The organism is Planktotalea frisia (assembly GCF_001890925.1).
Classification (GTDB): Bacteria; Pseudomonadota; Alphaproteobacteria; order Rhodobacterales; family Rhodobacteraceae; genus Planktotalea; species Planktotalea frisia.
In genome coordinates this window covers 1-16,914 of record NZ_MLCB01000204.1, presented here as the reverse complement: position 1 = coordinate 16,914, position 16,914 = coordinate 1, and the positions used below count along the sequence as shown (strand labels likewise).

General features: G+C 52.6%; 20 protein-coding genes. 13 read left to right on the top strand and 7 right to left on the bottom strand.

What is annotated here, in order from left to right; translation table 11 throughout:
- Positions 1–87 precede the first annotated feature (87 nt).
- The 12 genes from PFRI_RS18890 to PFRI_RS18835 all read left to right on the top strand — a co-directional run bounded on the left by PFRI_RS18890 (position 88) and on the right by PFRI_RS18835 (position 10,597).
- Entirely contained in the window at positions 88–615 is a 528-nt protein-coding gene (locus PFRI_RS18890) for a SoxW family protein (RefSeq protein WP_072632256.1), read from the top strand.
- Between the two features lie 102 nt (positions 616–717).
- Positions 718–1,188 (top strand): sulfur oxidation c-type cytochrome SoxX, encoded by a 471-nt coding sequence (soxX, locus tag PFRI_RS18885; protein ID WP_072632255.1) that lies wholly within the window; start codon positions 718–720, stop codon positions 1,186–1,188.
- 26 nt (positions 1,189–1,214) lie between these two features.
- A complete protein-coding gene (soxY, locus tag PFRI_RS18880; protein WP_072632254.1) occupies positions 1,215–1,637 on the top strand; it encodes a thiosulfate oxidation carrier protein SoxY in 423 nt (140 codons plus the stop codon).
- Positions 1,638–1,660: 23 nt separating this feature from the next.
- Positions 1,661–1,990, top strand: a complete 330-nt coding sequence (soxZ, locus tag PFRI_RS18875) for a thiosulfate oxidation carrier complex protein SoxZ (protein WP_072632253.1) — start codon at positions 1,661–1,663, stop codon at positions 1,988–1,990.
- A 23-nt stretch (positions 1,991–2,013) separates the two neighbouring features.
- Complete coding sequence (gene soxA / locus PFRI_RS18870; RefSeq protein ID WP_072632252.1) at positions 2,014–2,871, top strand: sulfur oxidation c-type cytochrome SoxA; 858 nt, start codon at positions 2,014–2,016, stop codon at positions 2,869–2,871.
- Positions 2,872–2,962: 91 nt separating this feature from the next.
- Entirely contained in the window at positions 2,963–4,660 is a 1,698-nt protein-coding gene (gene soxB / locus PFRI_RS18865; RefSeq protein WP_072632251.1) for a thiosulfohydrolase SoxB, read from the top strand.
- A 26-nt stretch (positions 4,661–4,686) separates the two neighbouring features.
- Complete coding sequence (gene soxC, locus PFRI_RS18860) at positions 4,687–5,958, top strand: sulfite dehydrogenase (RefSeq protein WP_072632250.1); 1,272 nt, start codon at positions 4,687–4,689, stop codon at positions 5,956–5,958.
- Complete coding sequence (locus PFRI_RS18855) at positions 5,942–7,264, top strand: c-type cytochrome (protein ID WP_084649767.1); 1,323 nt, start codon at positions 5,942–5,944, stop codon at positions 7,262–7,264. The genes soxC and PFRI_RS18855 overlap by 17 nt, the downstream gene beginning before the upstream one ends.
- Before the next feature lie 58 nt (positions 7,265–7,322).
- Positions 7,323–7,571 carry a c-type cytochrome gene (locus PFRI_RS18850; protein WP_072632249.1) on the top strand — a complete coding sequence of 83 codons (249 nt, stop codon included), beginning with the start codon at positions 7,323–7,325 and terminating at the stop codon, positions 7,569–7,571.
- Between the two features lie 20 nt (positions 7,572–7,591).
- Complete coding sequence (locus PFRI_RS18845; protein WP_072632248.1) at positions 7,592–8,857, top strand: NAD(P)/FAD-dependent oxidoreductase; 1,266 nt, start codon at positions 7,592–7,594, stop codon at positions 8,855–8,857.
- Positions 8,858–8,909: 52 nt separating this feature from the next.
- Positions 8,910–9,341, top strand: coding sequence for a DUF302 domain-containing protein (locus tag PFRI_RS18840; RefSeq protein ID WP_111445597.1), 432 nt, complete (start codon positions 8,910–8,912; stop codon positions 9,339–9,341).
- Positions 9,342–9,553: 212 nt separating this feature from the next.
- Positions 9,554–10,597 carry a YeeE/YedE family protein gene (locus PFRI_RS18835; protein WP_072632247.1) on the top strand — a complete coding sequence of 348 codons (1,044 nt, stop codon included), beginning with the start codon at positions 9,554–9,556 and terminating at the stop codon, positions 10,595–10,597.
- Between the two features lie 3 nt (positions 10,598–10,600).
- Here the strand turns inward: PFRI_RS18835 and PFRI_RS18830 are convergent, their stop codons facing one another.
- Positions 10,601–11,548, bottom strand: coding sequence for an MBL fold metallo-hydrolase (locus tag PFRI_RS18830; RefSeq protein WP_072632246.1), 948 nt, complete (start codon positions 11,546–11,548; stop codon positions 10,601–10,603).
- The gene (locus tag PFRI_RS18825; RefSeq protein WP_072632245.1) at positions 11,548–12,462 is read right to left on the bottom strand and encodes an MBL fold metallo-hydrolase; all 915 of its coding nucleotides are present in this window, start codon (positions 12,460–12,462) and stop codon (positions 11,548–11,550) included. Before PFRI_RS18825 ends, PFRI_RS18830 begins: the two co-directional genes overlap by 1 nt.
- Before the next feature lie 277 nt (positions 12,463–12,739).
- Here PFRI_RS18825 and tig point away from each other — a divergent pair, with 277 nt between their 5' ends.
- A complete protein-coding gene (gene tig / locus PFRI_RS18820) occupies positions 12,740–14,080 on the top strand; it encodes a trigger factor (protein ID WP_072632244.1) in 1,341 nt (446 codons plus the stop codon).
- 60 nt (positions 14,081–14,140) lie between these two features.
- Here tig and PFRI_RS18815 read toward each other — a convergent pair whose 3' ends face one another.
- From PFRI_RS18815 to rpsF, 5 genes are all read right to left on the bottom strand, one after another.
- A complete protein-coding gene (locus PFRI_RS18815; RefSeq protein WP_139292149.1) occupies positions 14,141–14,578 on the bottom strand; it encodes a hypothetical protein in 438 nt (145 codons plus the stop codon).
- A 64-nt stretch (positions 14,579–14,642) separates the two neighbouring features.
- Positions 14,643–15,005 (bottom strand): helix-turn-helix domain-containing protein, encoded by a 363-nt coding sequence (locus tag PFRI_RS18810; RefSeq protein ID WP_281249337.1) that lies wholly within the window; start codon positions 15,003–15,005, stop codon positions 14,643–14,645.
- A gap of 281 nt (positions 15,006–15,286) precedes the next feature.
- A complete protein-coding gene (gene rplI / locus PFRI_RS18805) occupies positions 15,287–15,913 on the bottom strand; it encodes a 50S ribosomal protein L9 (protein ID WP_072632241.1) in 627 nt (208 codons plus the stop codon).
- A gap of 11 nt (positions 15,914–15,924) precedes the next feature.
- Positions 15,925–16,152 (bottom strand): 30S ribosomal protein S18, encoded by a 228-nt coding sequence (rpsR, locus tag PFRI_RS18800; RefSeq protein ID WP_005608650.1) that lies wholly within the window; start codon positions 16,150–16,152, stop codon positions 15,925–15,927.
- Between the two features lie 27 nt (positions 16,153–16,179).
- Positions 16,180–16,533, bottom strand: coding sequence for a 30S ribosomal protein S6 (gene rpsF, locus PFRI_RS18795; protein WP_072632257.1), 354 nt, complete (start codon positions 16,531–16,533; stop codon positions 16,180–16,182).
- Between the last annotated feature and the right edge of the window lie 381 nt (positions 16,534–16,914).

Genomic DNA, 16,914 nt, shown 5'->3' with positions numbered 1-16,914 from the left:
TCAGACAATTTCCGCGTCATAACCCATGAAAAAATTCGGGTTTTGGGGTAGCAGCGGTATAGATTTTTAACTTTCACATTTTGCGCAATTTTTGCCGCGACGACACTGACCGCCGAGATTGGCGATGATGGTCTGCACAAGACCTCGTGGATGCGCGATACGTTCAAAGATCTGAGCGAGGATTTGGCCGAAGCCAATGCAGAGGGCAAACGCCTGATGATCATCGTCGAGCAACGTGGCTGCATTTATTGCAAGAAGATGCACGAGGAAGTTTTCACTGTTCCAGAGGTGAACGACTACATCGAAGAGAACTTTTTTGTAGTGCAGATCAACATGTTCGGCGATGTGGAAGTGACTGATTTTGATGGCACCACTTTGGCCGAAAAGGACATGGTGAAACGCTGGGGTGCTTTGTTCACGCCCAGTATTTCTTTCTTTCCAACTGACGTGCTCGAAGGGGCTATGGCCACGCAAGCTGCGGCTGCCAACATGCCGGGAGCATTCGGGAAATGGACGACGCTCAACATGCTCACATGGGTGGTAGAGGAAGGTTATAATAGCGACGAGCCATTCCAGAAGTACCACGCGCGCAAGTTTGCAGAGCAAAAAGGGTGAATGCTGCGTTTGCAAACAAATTGAAAAATTCAAATTACTGAATTTGTTCTTGCCAACACAGAATTGTGTGCATTAGTGTACTGTAAAAATAAGGGAGGCCATATGAAGATTCTGGCAATAAGCGCAGCGCTGACTGCGGTATTGGCAACGGGGGTTGCGGCTGACACAGTTGTGCCGTCCGACGTTGTTTATGAAGATGGTGCCGTCGCAATGTCGCTCAGCGGCAAAGCGGGCGATGCTGCTGCAGGCGAAAAAATCATGAACAAAGGTGCGGGCAACTGCATTGCGTGTCATCAGATTACATCGCTTGATTATCTAGCTTTCCAAGGCGAGATCGGCCCAGCCCTTGATGGGGCGGGAGATCGCTGGTCTGAAGCCGAGCTTCGCGGAATCGTTGCAAACGCTAAGGTGATGTTCGAAGGCACAATGATGCCGTCATTTTACAGAACCGAAGGCTTTTATCGTCTTGGCGATGCCTACACAGGCAAAGCTCACCCCGGAAACCCTGAGCCACTTCTGACCGCACAGCAGGTCGAAGATGTTGTGGCATATTTGACGACCCTGACGGAATAAGCGTCGTCACGCATTAGGAGATTATGATGAAACTCACACGACGTAATATGATTGCGATAAGCTCAGGCGCAGCAGTTGTTGCAAGCTTTGGCGCGATGCCAGCGTTTGCTTCGCTTGCAGATGATGCGATTGCAGAGATCACTGGTGGCGCAGAAATGGGCGAGGGTGCTTTGACAATCACCGCACCTGAAATCGCTGAGAACGGCAACACAGTGCCAATCTCTTTCGACGCACCAGGAGCTGTCATGGTGGCTTTGTTTGCTGATGGAAACCCGACACCAAAGGTTGCGAGCTTTAAGTTCGGCAAGCTGAGCCCATCCCACAGCGCTTCTACGCGTATTCGTTTGGCGGGCACACAGAATGTCGTTGCAGTTGCACAGATGGAAGATGGATCCTTCCAAAAAACACAAGCGAACATCAAAGTAACAATCGGCGGCTGCGGCGGCTAAGCGATAAGACGAGGAGAAATAACATGGCTAAAGGTGTAAAACCCCGCGTCAAAGTCCCTAAAACGGCATCCGCAGGCGAGACGATCACGATTAAAACGTTGATCAGCCACAAGATGGAAAGCGGGCAGCGTAAAGATAGTGACGGCAATGCGATACCACGCTCGATCATCAACCGTTTTACGGCTGATTTTAACGGCGAGAACGTGATCGACGTCACGCTTGAGCCTGCGATCTCAACCAACCCGTACTTTCAGTTCGATTCTGTTGTACCAGAAAGCGGTGACTTCAAGTTCACTTGGTATGATGACGACGGATCTGTCTATGAAGAGACCAAATCTATCAAAGTGGGCTAACGCATCTGCGTCAGGGAGGAAAAATGAAAAATACGTTTAAGCTAAAAACAGCTTTCGCCTGCGTCGTTGCGGCTGGTCTTGCATCCAGTGCGTTTGCTGATGCGGACACTGATAAGCTGGTCATCAACGGTGAAATTGACATCATCACGACCACAGTTGCACCTGCGCATCTGGAAAATGTAGATACAATTTACTCTGGCTGGCACTTTCGATCTGATGAGACACAAGCGTTTCAAATGGACGATTTTGACAACCCGGGCATGATTGGCGTCGAAAAAGCGTCGGAGAACTGGGATACGGTTGACGGCTCTGAAGGCAAATCTTGCGCAAGCTGTCACGGAGAGGCTGAAAGCATGGCTGGCGTGCGTGCTGTCTATCCAAAGTACAACGAAGAGAAGGGCAAGGTCACGACCCTCGCGATGGAGGTCAACAACTGCCGTACAGAACGTATGGGCGCTGAAAAGTGGAAGTATACTGGCGGCACCATGACGGACATGGTTGCGCTGATTTCTTCTGTATCTCGGGGTATGCCTGTGAACGTTGCAATCGACGGTCCCGCGCAATCCACGTGGGAGCAGGGCAAAGAGCTGTATTACGCGCGCACAGGTCAACTTGAGCTGTCTTGCGCCAACTGCCACGAAGACAGCTACGGAATGATGATCCGCGCCGATCACTTGAGCCAAGGTCAGATCAACGGTTTTCCAACATACCGTTTGAAAAACACCAAGCTGAACTCGGCGCATGCGCGTTTCAAAGGCTGTGTACGTGACACACGCGCTGAGACGTACAATCCTGGTTCTGATGAGTTCATCGCGCTTGAGCTTTATGTCGCATCGCGCGGCAATGGTTTGAGCGTCGAAGGGCCTTCGGTCCGTAACTAAATCAAGTTGAACCCTGCGCCTGACTGGCGTGGGGTTTTCTTCTCTTAATCGCATTCAATTATGCGCATATGTATTAAGGATCGAGTACCCCATGATATCTCGTCGTGATTTTCTACAGGTTAGTATGGCAGCCTCTGCGCTGGTGGGCGCATCCGGTTTCGGCAATTGGTCGCGTCTGGCGGCACAGCAGAGCCTTACCCAAGATCAACTGCTTGAATTTGATACCTTTGGAAATGTCTCGCTGATCCATATCACAGATATTCATGGCCAGCTGAAACCGATCCATTTTCGCGAACCATCCATCAACATTGGTGTGGGCGACAACAAAGGTGTCGTGCCACATATAACTGGCGCTGATTTTCGCAAAGCATACGGCATCGCCGATGGCAGCCCGAGCCATTATGCGCTGAGTTCTGGTGACTTTTCATCGCTGGCGCAGGCTTATGGACGGGTAGGTGGCCTCGATCGTGTGGCGACTGTGATCAAAGCAATCCGTGCAGATCGCCCTGACGCGATCCTGCTCGACGGCGGTGATACGTGGCATGGTTCTTACACCTGTCTCAAGACCCAAGGGCAGGACATGGTCAACGTGATGAATGCGCTGAAACCTGATGCGATGACTTTCCACTGGGAATTCACGCTGGGTAGTGAGCGCGTGCAAGAGATCGTCGAGAGCTTGCCATTTGCAGCGCTCGGTCAGAACATCTTTGACGCGGAATGGGACGAGCCGACAGAATTGTTCCCACCTTACAAAATGTTCGAACGTGGGGGCACAAAGATCGCGGTGATCGGCCAAGCTTTCCCATACATGCCAATCGCCAATCCTGGCTGGATGTTCCCTGAGTATTCGTTTGGCATACGCGACGAAAACATGAACGCGATGGTGCAAGAAGTGCGCGCAGCAGGCGCGGAATGCGTAGTGGTCCTGAGCCACAATGGTTTTGACGTGGACAAGAAAATGGCGAGCGTGGTGCCGGGGATCGACGTGATCTTGTCGGGTCATACCCACGACGCTTTGCCTGAGCCTGTGACTGTTGGTCAGACGATTATCTTGCCGTCAGGCTCGAACGGAAAGTTCGTCAGCCGCGTTGATCTGGATATCCGCGACGGGCGGATGATGGGCTATCGCACGAAGCTGATCCCGATTTTCTCTGATGTGATTGAACCTGATGCAGAGGTCGCAGCGCTCATCGATGAGCAGCGCGCGCCACACGTTGCGGACATGGCTGAAGTCATCGGACAGACCGACAGCCTTTTGTATCGTCGTGGCAATTTCAATGGCACATGGGATGATGTGATTTGCGATGCGCTCATTTCCGAGCGCGATGCTGAGATCGCCCTTAGCCCCGGTGTACGTTGGGGGCCATCTGTGGTGCCGGGTCAAGATATCACGCGCGAAGATATTTTCGGCGTCACATCAATGAGTTACGGAAAAGCGTATCGCACTGAAATGACTGGTGAATTTCTCCAAGTCATTCTTGAAGACGTGGCTGACAATATCTTCAACCCTGATCCTTATTACCAGCAAGGCGGCGACATGGTGCGCACCGGTGGTCTCGGCTACCGCATTGATGTGTCCAAACCCCAAGGCGAGCGCATCAGCAATATGACGCTGCTCTCTACGGGAGAGCTGATTGATCCCGCCCGCGCTTACGTGGTCGCGGGTTGGGCATCGGTCAATGAAAACACCGAAGGACCGCAGATTTGGGACGTGGTTGAAAACCATATCGCCAAGCTTGGTACGGTCACAGTCGAACAGAACAACAGCGTCGAAGTTGTCGGCGTTTAACGAAACACGAATAGAGAGTTTGAGACATGGACGAGATGCATAAACCCTCACGTCGCGCGTTTTTACGCGGCAGTGCTGCAGCCGCGGCGGGAACCGTTGCAGGGGCCGCGTCGGCGCAAACTGCTGATCCGTTGATCACAGACGTGCAAGACTGGGCGTCGATCACAGGCGCGGGCGTAGATGAGACCCCTTATGGGATGCCAATTGAATATGAATCCCACGTGGTGCGCCGCAATGTGGAGTGGCTTACCGCCTCGCCGATTTCGTCGATTAACTTCACGCCGATCCACGCGTTAGAGGGCACAATCACGCCACAAGGCTGCGCGTTTGAGCGTCACCACTCTGGCGCGATTGAATTGCGTAAAGAAGATTATCGGTTGATGATCAATGGCTTGGTGGACAAACCTCTTGTGTTTACCTACGCTGATCTTGAGCGTTTTCCGCGCGAGAACCATGTGTATTTCTGCGAATGTGCGGCGAATACTGGTATGGAATGGGCCGGTGCGCAGCTCAATGGCGTGCAGTTCACCCACGGCATGATCCACAACATGGAATATACAGGCGTCCCGCTACGTGCCTTGCTCAATGAGGCGGGGCTTGGCGCGGCTGGGGATCTGAAAGACAAATGGGTCTATGTGGAGGGTGCGGATGCGTCGTCAAATGGTCGCTCCATCCCGATGGAAAAGGCGCTTGATGACGTGCTTGTCGCGTTCAAAGCCAACGGCGAGGCGCTGCGTATGGAGCACGGCTATCCTGTGCGCCTTGTTGTGCCCGGCTGGGAAGGCAACATGTGGGTCAAATGGATCCGCCGCATTGAAGTGTCTGATACGCCTACGGAAAGCCGCGAAGAAACTAGCAAATACACCGACGTTCTAGAGGACGGCACTGCGCGTAAATGGACATGGGTGATGGATGCAAAGTCCGTTATCACCTCGCCAAGCCCGCAAATGCCGATCACTCATGGCAAAGGGCCTTTGGTTATCTCGGGCCTTGCATGGTCGGGTCATGGTCAAATCACGCGCGTGGATGTGTCTCGTGATGGCGGCATCACGTGGGAAACCGCGCGTCTTGGCAAGCAGGGCGACACGAAAGCGCTGACGCGTTTTTATCTCGACGTAGATTGGGACGGCGCACCGATGCTGTTGCAAGCCCGTGCGATGGACGAAACCGGCTATGTGCAACCCACCAAAGATCAGCTTCGCGAGACGCGTGGCGAGAATTCCGTATATCACAATAACTGCATCCAGACTTGGTATGTAAACGCAGAAGGGATCGCTGAGAATGTCGAAGTCTCCTAATATACTACTCCCAGCTCTTGGCGTAACAGGCATCGTTCTTGGTGGTGCTTACGGCACCATGACGCGCAGTTACAAAGCAGATGAAGCCGATATAGCGCGCGCGCAAGCACAAGCAGCTGAGGCACGTTTGGTGAGCCAAGAAGAAGCGAACACTGATCTCAAATCGCAGATTGCTTTGGTACAAGACTCAGCGAAAGCAAAGATCGCAGAACTTGAAGCACGCCCTGCGGTGGCAACGTCGATGAGCGCGCCTGCGCCTGTGCGCGATGGTGCAATGGGTCTAGGTCGCGAAGCTTTGCTTGAAGAGATTGCAGCATGGGACGTTGACGTCTTGCCTGATGGTCGTGGTTTGCCGGAAGGCACAGGCAATGCTTTTGACGGTGAGGAGTTGTTCGCAGACAAATGCGCAGCATGTCACGGTGATTTCGCGGAAGGTGTTGATAATTGGCCTGTTTTGGCGGGGGGTTTTGACACTTTGGCGGATGAGGATCCCGTCAAAACCGTTGGGTCTTACTGGCCGCATCTGTCTACCGTTTATGACTATGTGTACCGGTCAATGCCCTTTGGCGAGGCAGGAACTCTAACGCCCGATGAGACCTATGCGATTGTCGCCTACATCCTTTTTTCCAATGATCTAATCGATGATGAGTTTGAGTTGAGCCATGAAAATCTTGGCGCGTTCAAGATGCCGAACAAGGACGGTTTCGTCGTCGATGATCGTCCGGAGGCAGAATACGCCGCGTGGAGTGTTGAGCCCTGCATGAGTAACTGCAAGGAGGAAGTCACAGTCACTATGCGCTCTGTTTTCTTGGTGAACACACCGCCCGAGGGCGGCTCTGAATCTGTGATGAACCCTGCAAGCGTAGAGGGGCTGCCAAGCTTTTCATCTGCGGGTGCGTCTTTCATTCCAGAAGCGCAAGCCAAGCCGGAAGCGGTCGTCGAAGTGGCGGCAGCAGCTGTCGAAGAGCCCGCTGACGAAGGCGCTGAACTCATTAAAGCAGGTGAGAAGGTCTTTAAAAAGTGCAAGGCCTGCCACGAAGTCGGCAATGGTGCGAAAAACAAGTCAGGTCCGCAGTTGAATGCATTGATTGGGCGAACAATGGGGTCTGTTGAAGGCTTCAAGTATTCCAACGTATTCCAAGCAGCCGCTGACGAAGGGCGCATTTGGGACGAAGCTTCACTCACTGAATTTCTCGCTAAACCAAAGTCTTATATGAAAGGCACAAGGATGAGCTTTTCAGGTCTTAAGAAGGAAGGAGATCAGGTAGCAATTATTGCGTATCTGAATAGCTTTCTCGGGGAGTGAACAGGCGGCGATTGCGCCTGACATTCAACCTGACGCGTTCAGTGTATCTGCTGACATCTTGGCGCTTGAAGGGGATTTGGAATACGGTGAATACCTGGCCTCTGAATGTACGACTTGTCACCAAGTGGATGGCAGTGCCAACGGTATTCCCAGCATTACGGGCTGGGAAACAGAACCGTTCGTCACAGCGCTACACGCTTACAAAGCAAAGCATCGCGACAATGAAGTGATGCAGATCATCGCCAATCGTATGAGCGATGAAGAGATCGCGGCCTTGGCTGCGCATTTTAAGACCTTAGAAAACTAGGGCATAATAGGGAGAGTAAAATGACGATTAACAGAAGGCACTTTCTAGGAACCTCTGCCGCTGCGGCCGCCGCACTTGCGGCACCGATGGTAAAAGCGGACGGTCACGGCAAGCCACGGGTTGTTGTGGTTGGTGGTGGTGCAGGCGGTGCAACTGCCGCGCGCTATATCGCGAAAGACAGCAAAGGCGAAATCGACGTCACGCTGATTGAACCTTCGCGCATGTACTACACTTGTTTCTTTTCGAACCTTTACCTCGGTGGGTTCAAGGAGATCGAAGACATCGGCCACTCCTATGGAACACTTGCGTCTGGCGGCGTAAATGTTGTGCATGATTGGGCGATTGGTGTGGACCGCGATGCGAAGACTGTAACGCTCGCAGGCGGCGCAACTGTTGCCTATGACAAGCTTATTCTAAGCCCCGGTATCGACTTTGTTGAGGGCGCGGTTGAAGGCTGGGATCTCAGCGCGCAAAATGCAATGCCACATGCTTACAAGGCCGGTTCGCAGTCTGAATTGCTCAAAGCACAGCTGATGGCGATGCCTGAGGGTGGCACTTTTGCGATGGTCGCGCCACCGAACCCTTATCGTTGCCCTCCTGGTCCATACGAGCGTGTCTCGATGGTGGCGCACTTCCTTAAAAACAACAATCCAACCGCCAAGATTATCGTGGCTGACCCAAAGCCGAAGTTTTCCAAAATGGCGCTCTTCCAAGAAGGTTGGGCGAATAACTACGAAGGTATGATTGACTGGATCGGTTCTGATTTTGGCGGCGACAACGTCTCTGTTGATGCCAATGCGATGACCGTAACGATTGACGGCGAAGTGACTAATGTGGATGTGTGCAACGTCATCCCCGCGATGAAAGCAGGCCGCATTGCCGAGCTTGCGGGCGTCACAGACGGCAATTGGGCACCAGTCAATGCGATTGATATGTCCACGAAAGCGGACCCTGACGTTTATGTTCTTGGGGATTCTTCTCAGCAAGGCGACATGCCAAAATCTGGCTTTTCTGCGAACAGCCAAGCCAAGGTTTGCGCAAACGCGGTGCGCGGTGCATTGACGGGCTCTCGTGTGTTCCCTGCAAAATTTGCGAACACATGCTGGTCACTCATTGATACCAACAATGGCGTGAAAGTCGGCGCGACCTATGAAGCGACCGACGAGAAGATCGCTAAAGTGGACGGGTTTATCTCTGCGACAGGCGAAAGCGCGGATGTGCGCAAAGCCACCTATGAAGAGTCCGAAGGCTGGTACACTGGCATCACAACTGACATGTTCGGCTAATTGACAAAGGTTCGGCCCACTTAAGGGCCGAGCCACACCTTAGGAGGGTTCTATGCGACTTGCCTTACTCTCAACGATTGCTTTTAGCGTGGCGCAGATTGCCTATGCAGAAGCTCCTATCCTTAAAACTTATGACGGTACATTCGATGATGCGACTTTTGCGGTCGAAACTGCAATCGTGGGCAAAGGATTGGTGATCGATTACGTCAGCCACACAGGTGATATGCTCAATCGCACAGCGAAAGATGTGGGCAGTGATGTTACCATTTTTGAAGCAGCTGATATCTTCTTGTTCTGCTCCGCAAAGGTTTCGCGCGAAGTCATGGAAGAAGAGCCAATGAACATTCAGCACTGTCCCTACAGCATATTCGTGGCTGAGCGCGCAGGCGAGGTGATGATCGGCTATCGCCAGTATCCAAACGGTGCGATGCAAAAGGTGCAGGCGTTGCTGGAAGGGATCGTCGAAGAAGCGGTGGATTTCTGAAGTTTTTCTACGTGGCTGCTTTTTAAGACCAACACGTGTTATGTGTGGTCTGAACGTAGAATGATATCGCCTAGCTTTATCGTTTTTCGGAACATTGTTCTGCATAACTAGATTTTCAGCCCTGTGTCGTTCCGCTCTACAAGCTTTTGTTTTCTCCAGTTGGGACTATCTACCTTCTCACGCGCGCAGGCGCTTTAAGAGAGGTACGCTCCATGTTGTTAGAAATTCTTCCCTTCGAGGTTCCGGTGCAAACGGTCCATGTGATCTATGGCCTGATCTTGGGTTTGGTGTTCGGTATCGCTGCGCAAATCTCTAAATTCTGTTTGCGCCGCGCTGTTGCAGGTGAAGAGGGCGGCGATCGCTCTGCGGCGGCAGTCTGGCTGATGGCGCTCGCCACTGCGATTGGTGGGTTTGCGGTTGAGCAGAGCTATGGCTTTGTTGACCTTGGAGATCACCGTTTGCTCGCGTCCTCTGTACCAGTTCTCGCGATTGTGCTGGGTGGTTTGGCGTTTGGCATCGGCATGGTGCTGACGCGCGGGTGCATGTCACGCCTCACGGTGCTCTCTGCGTCGGGCAACCTGCGTGCGCTGAGCGTTATTCTGATTTTCGCTATTGTAGCCCACGCGACCCTCAAAGGCGTCTTGGCTCCCGTGCGCGTCGCGCTTGGCTCTGTGCAACAAGATTTTGGGATTGGCTCGCTGGCCGAGTTTGGTGGCGTCGCGCCCGTAGTTGCGTTGGCTTTGTTGTTGGCGGCCGTTGTTTTGGGGCGTCGCTCGCATACGTCGACTTTGCATCTCGTTCTTGGCGCGGTCATCGGTCTTGTCGCGGTTGCTGGTTGGGCAGGGACATCCGTTTTGTTGATGGACGAGTTTGACCCACTGCCAGTGCAATCTGCGGCCTTTACTTTGCCATGGGCAGACACGTTGTTCTGGACCATCGCATCAAGCGCGATCCCCGCGGGGTTTGGTACTGGTCTTCTAGGTGGCGTATTTGTCGGTGCCTTTCTCAGCGCGGCGGCACGCAAAGAACTCAAGCTGCAAAGCTTCGAGAGCCCAGAGCAAACACTGCGCTATTCGCTTGGTGGTGCGTTGATGGGCGTTGGTGGCGTTCTTGCAGGCGGGTGCACAATCGGTGCGGGCCTGTCAGGCAGTGCCACGCTGAGCATTGCGTCGTTGCTCGCGCTCGGGGCGATCATTTCCGGTGCTCTGCTCGCGCGTGTTCTTCTTCAACCGCGCGGGAATGCAGTGACCGCTTAAGGTCTACTCAAACTCCATTTGCTCGTAGACGCGCCCAGCGTTGCGCGTCGCGAGCTCTTTGAAAGTATCAAGATTGGTATAGGCGCTTTGATCGACATAATACGCCTCTGCCAGATCACCGCCGTCCTCTAAGTGTGCCCCAACAACAGTGCGAAGGTGCACCAAGTAATCGTGCGTATAACGGCGCACCTGCGCCATGTTGGTGGGATGGCCGTGACCAGGGATGACGTATGTGGCGTTCAACGCCTCAAAACCGGTTTCCCACGTTTCGATCCAATCATAGACAATAGTGTCCTCAAAAATTGGCAACATGCGTTCGTGAAACGCCATGTCACCTGCAATCACAAGGCTCTGTTCCGGTAGCCAAACCTGCGTATCACCGGGGCCATGGGATGGGCCGAGGTGCATAACTTCTATTGTGAAATCGCCCATGGTGATTGTGCGCGGCTCATCGAAAGTTTCCGTTGGTAGCGCAACGAATGTGCCTTCGGCCTTGTCACGATTATAGCGCTTCATATTGGCTAGAATGCTGCTGCCGCGCTCTTCGAATTCATGGGCGGCATCCACATGGGCAAGGATCGGCACACCGAGTTCGGACCAATAGGAATTGCCAAGCATCGCATGTCCTTGGCCGTTTTCATCAATGACCAGTTTTACAGGCTGATCGGTTATCGCTTTGATTTCATCGTGCAGCGCTTTGGCTAGGATGTAGGCCGCACCGCCGTTGATGACGATCACACCATCACCCGTCACGATGAAGCTGAGATTATTGTTGTGGCCTGCGTTGTCGTAATTGGGTGGGGCCGTCGCGCCGATGGCGGACCACACGTGCGGGATGACTTCGACGGGTTTGGAATAGAGCGCAGAGGCGGGGTATTGATCTGCGATGTCTTCACTGGCGAAGACGGGCAGGGTGACAAGGGCGGTAAGGAAGGTGGTAAGTCTTAACATCAGGACGCCTCCGAAACGAAGGTGTAACCATCTGCGGATTTCTCTGCACGTCCGATCCCTCCATTTGGTAGGTGAAAGCCGATGAGGTCCATTTGCTCTGAACTCAAGCGATCCAGCAGCATGTTGCGAGTTTTTATGGCGAGATCACCGTCTTGGTCAGAACCACTGCGCCAATCTGGTTTGCGAAAGGCCACATGGTGATTGCCGATCGCATCCCCCAAAATCATCGCGGCGTGGCTGCCGTTTCTAACTTCAAAAGCCATGTGACCGGGAGTATGTCCCGGCGTTGAGACCGCAGCGATACCGGGTAGAACTTCCTGTCCATCATCGAACAAAGTCACTGCGTTCTCGATCATCTCCATGCGCCGCTTGGCACCCACTGCAAAAGCCGCGCGCGCGTCGCCGATGGTATTCACGGTTTCGGGGTTCCACCAATAGTCCCACTCTGCGCGACCCATCATATATTCGGCTTCGTAGAACACAGGTTCATCGAAATCATCGAGCAGGCCCCAGATATGATCGGGGTGCGCATGGGTGAATAAAACGTGCGTGACATCTTCGGGCGCAACGCCGATGGCATCAAGGCTATTAACAACACTGCCCGCGCTCGGCATAAAATCAGGGCCGGACCCAACGTCGAAGAGGACTGTGTTTGTGCCGTCTTGGTAAAGCGCGAGGTTGCACTCTGGCGTGATGCGTTCACCGGAGAGGCTGAATTCTTGGATCAAAGGGGCAAGTTCATCCTGTGGCATTGTCTCAAAGATGAAGTTGGCAGGCAGGACGAGATTGCCATCGCTGACAGTGGTAAGGGTTGCGGAGCCTAGACTGAGTTCGGCTTTCGCAAGTGTTGGCAGAGAGCCGAGCAAGGGCAGGGCCGCCCCTGTTTGGAGGAATGTGCGGCGAGTGAACGACATGTGTGGCTCCCAATAAATTCTATTATTTGAATGTGAATGATTTGATCGCCACTCGCAAGCTGTTTCACACCTAATAAATGGACTTCGGATTTTAGGCATTGGCCAATTCCAAAACCAACAAAGAGAGCGCTCCACTCTTCAAGCTGAACCGCAATCCAACTTGGCCATTTTTAAGCGCGCGAATCTGCTTGCCCCCAATGGTTTCCAGCAATAATAAGGCCCAGATTTTGACCGCCGCGGACGCCTCTGCGGCCCCTACGACATGGATAAGGACGACATGCAGGTCACCGAAACACTAAACGAAGGTCTCAAGCGAGGCTACTCCATCACTATCGCAGCGGCTGAGCTGGAAGCGAAAGTGAACGAAAAGCTTGAAGAAGCGCGCCCAGAAGTCGAGATGAAGGGCTTTCGTAAGGGTAAAGTCCCTATGCCATTGCTGAAAAAGCAATTCGGCCAGCGTATTCTTGGCGAAGCCATGCAGGAAGCTGTTGATGGCGCAATGTCCGAGCACTTCGAGACATCCGGCGATCGTCCAGCGCTTCAGCCTGAGGTCGTTATGGTCGACGGTGAGACGTGGAAAGAGGGCGACGATGTTAATGTCACAATGTCCTACGAAGCGCTGCCTGAGATCCCAGAAGTTGACCTGAGCAAGATCGAACTTGAGCGTTTGATCGCGAAAGCGGATGACGCGTCTGTTGATGAGGCGTTGGCGAACTTGGCTGAGACAGCTCAGGACTTCAAAGATCGCAAAAAGGGCTCCAAAGCCAAAGACGGCGATCAGGTTACCATGGATTTCTTGGGCAAAGTTGACGACGTCGCATTTGACGGCGGCGCGGGCGAAGATTTCCCACTCGTTCTGGGCTCCAACCAGTTCATTCCTGGCTTTGAAGAGCAGCTTGTTGGCGTGAAAGCGGACGAAGTTAAGGACGTGACTGTTACGTTCCCTGACCCGTACCAAGCTGAGCACCTCGCAGGCAAAGAAGCGATTTTCACGTGCACAATCAAAGCAGTGAAAGAGCCTGTCGCGGCTGAGGTCAACGACGAGTTGGCGACGAAGTTCGGCGCGGAAGACCTTGCTGCCCTCAAAGTTCAGATCGCAGAGCGCCTAGAAGCGGAATACACAGGTGCTGCACGCGCTGTGATGAAGCGTGGCCTGTTGGACAAGCTTGACGACATCGTTTCCTTCGATTTGCCACCATCCTTGGTGACAGCAGAAGCGGACCAGATTGCGCATCAGTTGTTCCATGAGGAAAACAAAGATCTCGATCCAAATGATCACAGCCACGATAAGGTTGAGCCAACCGATGAGCACAACTCATTGGCTGAGCGCCGTGTGCGTTTGGGTCTTTTGTTGGCAGAACTTGGTCAAAAGGCAGAGGTTCAAGTGACCGACGCTGAGATGACGCAAGCGATGATGAACCAGGCACGTCAGTACCCGGGTCAAGAGCGTGAGTTCTTTGAATTCGTTCAGCAAAACCAGCAGATGCAGCAGCAGATGCGCGCACCTTTGTTCGAAGACAAGGTTGTGGACTACATTGTTGAGTTGGCGCAAGTCACAGACAAAGAGATCAGCAAAGACGATCTGCAAAAAGCCGTTGAGGCGCTTGAAGAAGAGTAAACTCTTCTTCTTTGATAAATTGAAAAACCCCGCTTGTTTCAGGCGGGGTTTTTTATTGCTTTAACCGCAAAGTGGCACGAGCTCGGTGATATCCTCTTTCGATGCATGTTCGGTCACGTCCTGATCTTCAAAGAACGGCACGTAGTCATCGATTTCGATGGTTTTGATGAACACGCTGACGAGAATTTCTGACGGAAGCTCATCAGCGAGGCGGCATACCTCTGTTCTGACCGAAATCGAGCCGCCGCGTTTTTCAGCTTTGGCAAGACGCGCTACGCGCTGATAAGTGCGAAACCGTTCAATGTCTTTGTCCGCGATCTTGTAGCCATAAAGCGGCGCATCTGCGCGACGCATCCAAGAGGGCAGATTGGGTTTTTGTTGACGTTCAATTGTAAAGCGGACTGTTTCTGCAGGCTCTGTATCGCTTGCTTTCAATTCACCTAGATCGATGATTTCCATAGGAGAGCCTGTGTGAGCGCTACTTTTGTCAGCGCTCACAACGTCTCATGTTAGGCGGAATAAAACAATCATCTTCATTCGACGACTAAAAAATGCTTTAGGCTTAAACCGGTTCTGATGTTTTTGACAAAGTCCGCAGGAATGCGAGAACGGCCATCTGTTGTTCGGTCGGAAGCGTTTCAACTAGAGCGAGAATTTCAGAAACGCGCGCATCGCTCAAAGCATTCATTGGAGCGGTAGAGCGCGTGAGCTCCGCGCCTGTCTCATCATGGCTTGCATTGGCGCTATCAAGGCCTTGGAAAAAATAGGAAATTGGAACACCCAAGGTCTCTGCGATAAGCAAAAGCCGAGACGCGCTCACGCGATTGGCACCTGATTCATATTTCTGAACTTGTTGAAACCGAACCCCAACCGCTTCAGCAAGCTTGGTTTGGGAAATCTTTAAAGCGATGCGGCGACCTTTAATTCTGGCCCCAATTAAAACATCTACAATTCGTCATTGTACTCACCTTATTCACTTGATTTGCGCTCTCATTCACTTGACGCAAATCACAGTCACGTCATATGAACCGAAAATGCCAGTAGTTGCAAGCTCTTGTGCGGTATACGGTTAAGGCTGTGGAGTGCTATGCGTAGTATTTAGGCGAAATATGGCTTACTCAATTTGACAATTTATCAATCATTTTAAATAAAAAAAGGGCCGCGAAAACAATCGCGGCCCTCCTAAACCATTGTTGATAGAAACGATTACGCTTCGTCAGCTTGATCCGCATCGGACGTTGGTGCCGCAGCAGTTGCCGCGTCATCGTCGTCCATGGCTGCGGAACCGATATCATCAAAGAGCTCTGCGATTTCGAAATCAGCTGCTGCTTCTTCCTCTGCCGCTAGCTCCTGGATGGATTTACCGGATGCCTGAAGCTCTGCTTCTTCAACAGAACGTGCAACGTTCATGATGATTTCGGCGTCAACCTCAGGGTGCAGGCGTACTGTGACAGCGTGAAGGCCAAGCTCTTTAATAGGCGCTTGCAGGATGACCTGCTTGCGATCCACAGAGAAGCCGCCGTCAGTTGCCGCGTCAGACGCGTCGCGTGTTGTGACGGAACCATAAAGGTAGCCGGCGTCAGACGCTTGGCGAATCACAACGAACTTCTGACCATCCAAGCGAGATGCCATATCTTCGGCTTCTTTTTTGGTTTCTAAGTTGTTCACTTCGAGTTGCGCTTTACGCGCTTCAAAGCTTGCAATGTTAGCGGCAGAGGCTGTGAGGCCTTTGTGCTGTGGCAGCAGGAAGTTACGTGCGTAACCAGCTTTAACGTCAACAACATCGCCCATTTGGCCGAGTTTCGCGACGCGCTCAAGAAGGATAACTTTCATGATCGTTCTCCTTATTTCACAGCGTAGGGCAGAAGCGCGAGGAAGCGGGCGCGTTTGATGGCACGAGCCAATTCACGCTGCTTTTTCGCAGATACTGCGGTGATACGGGACGGCACGATTTTGCCACGCTCAGAGATGTAGCGCTGAAGCAAACGTGTGTCTTTATAGTCGATCTTTGGTGCATTCTCGCCTGAGAAGGGGCACACTTTACGACGGCGGAAAAATGGTTTTGCAGCCATGGTTTAGGATCCTTTCTTCAGGTTAAATTAGCGACGCTCACGGCGTTCGCCGCGCTCTTCGCGTTTCTGCATTTGAACGGATGGCAATTCAGCGTGCTCGTCCATTTTGATCGTCAGAACGCGCATAACGTCTTCATGCAAACGCATCAAACGCTCCATCTCCTGCACAGCAGGTGCCGGTGCATCGGAACGCAAAAAGGCATAGTGGCCTTTGCGGTTCTTGTTAATCTTATAGGCCATCGTTTTGACGCCCCAATACTCGCTATCAACCAGCTTGCCGCCGTTGTCCGCGAGGACTGTGCCAAAATGTTCGATAAGACCTTCTGCTTGCGTGTTGGACAAGTCCTGCCGCGCAATCATGACATGCTCATATAAAGGCATGTGTGCTCCATTCATGTATCGGCGCATTTCAAAGACCAGAACAATAAACTTTCCGCGCCCCGGTCACGAGAGACTGCGCAGTGAAAACGTCCTGCGGAAAGCTTCGTTCTGTTAGCGGGGATAGGCGTGCGGCGCAAGGGCTGGTGGCCTGCGACACGAAACTGTCTTTGGCGCGCCGTATTTCAAACGCATTGAGGGGAGAAACCATGGTTAACAAAATGTTGACCAAAGGAATTCCCAATGTCCTATATTTCAGCTCACACGATGATCAAGCCAATTACCAAAGCGCCAAAGCGTCGCGAAGTTGGCCCGCTTTTGTCAGAGCACGCAATAAGCTCTTCCCGATGGAATGGTTTGGTAAGATAATCATCGGCCCCAAAA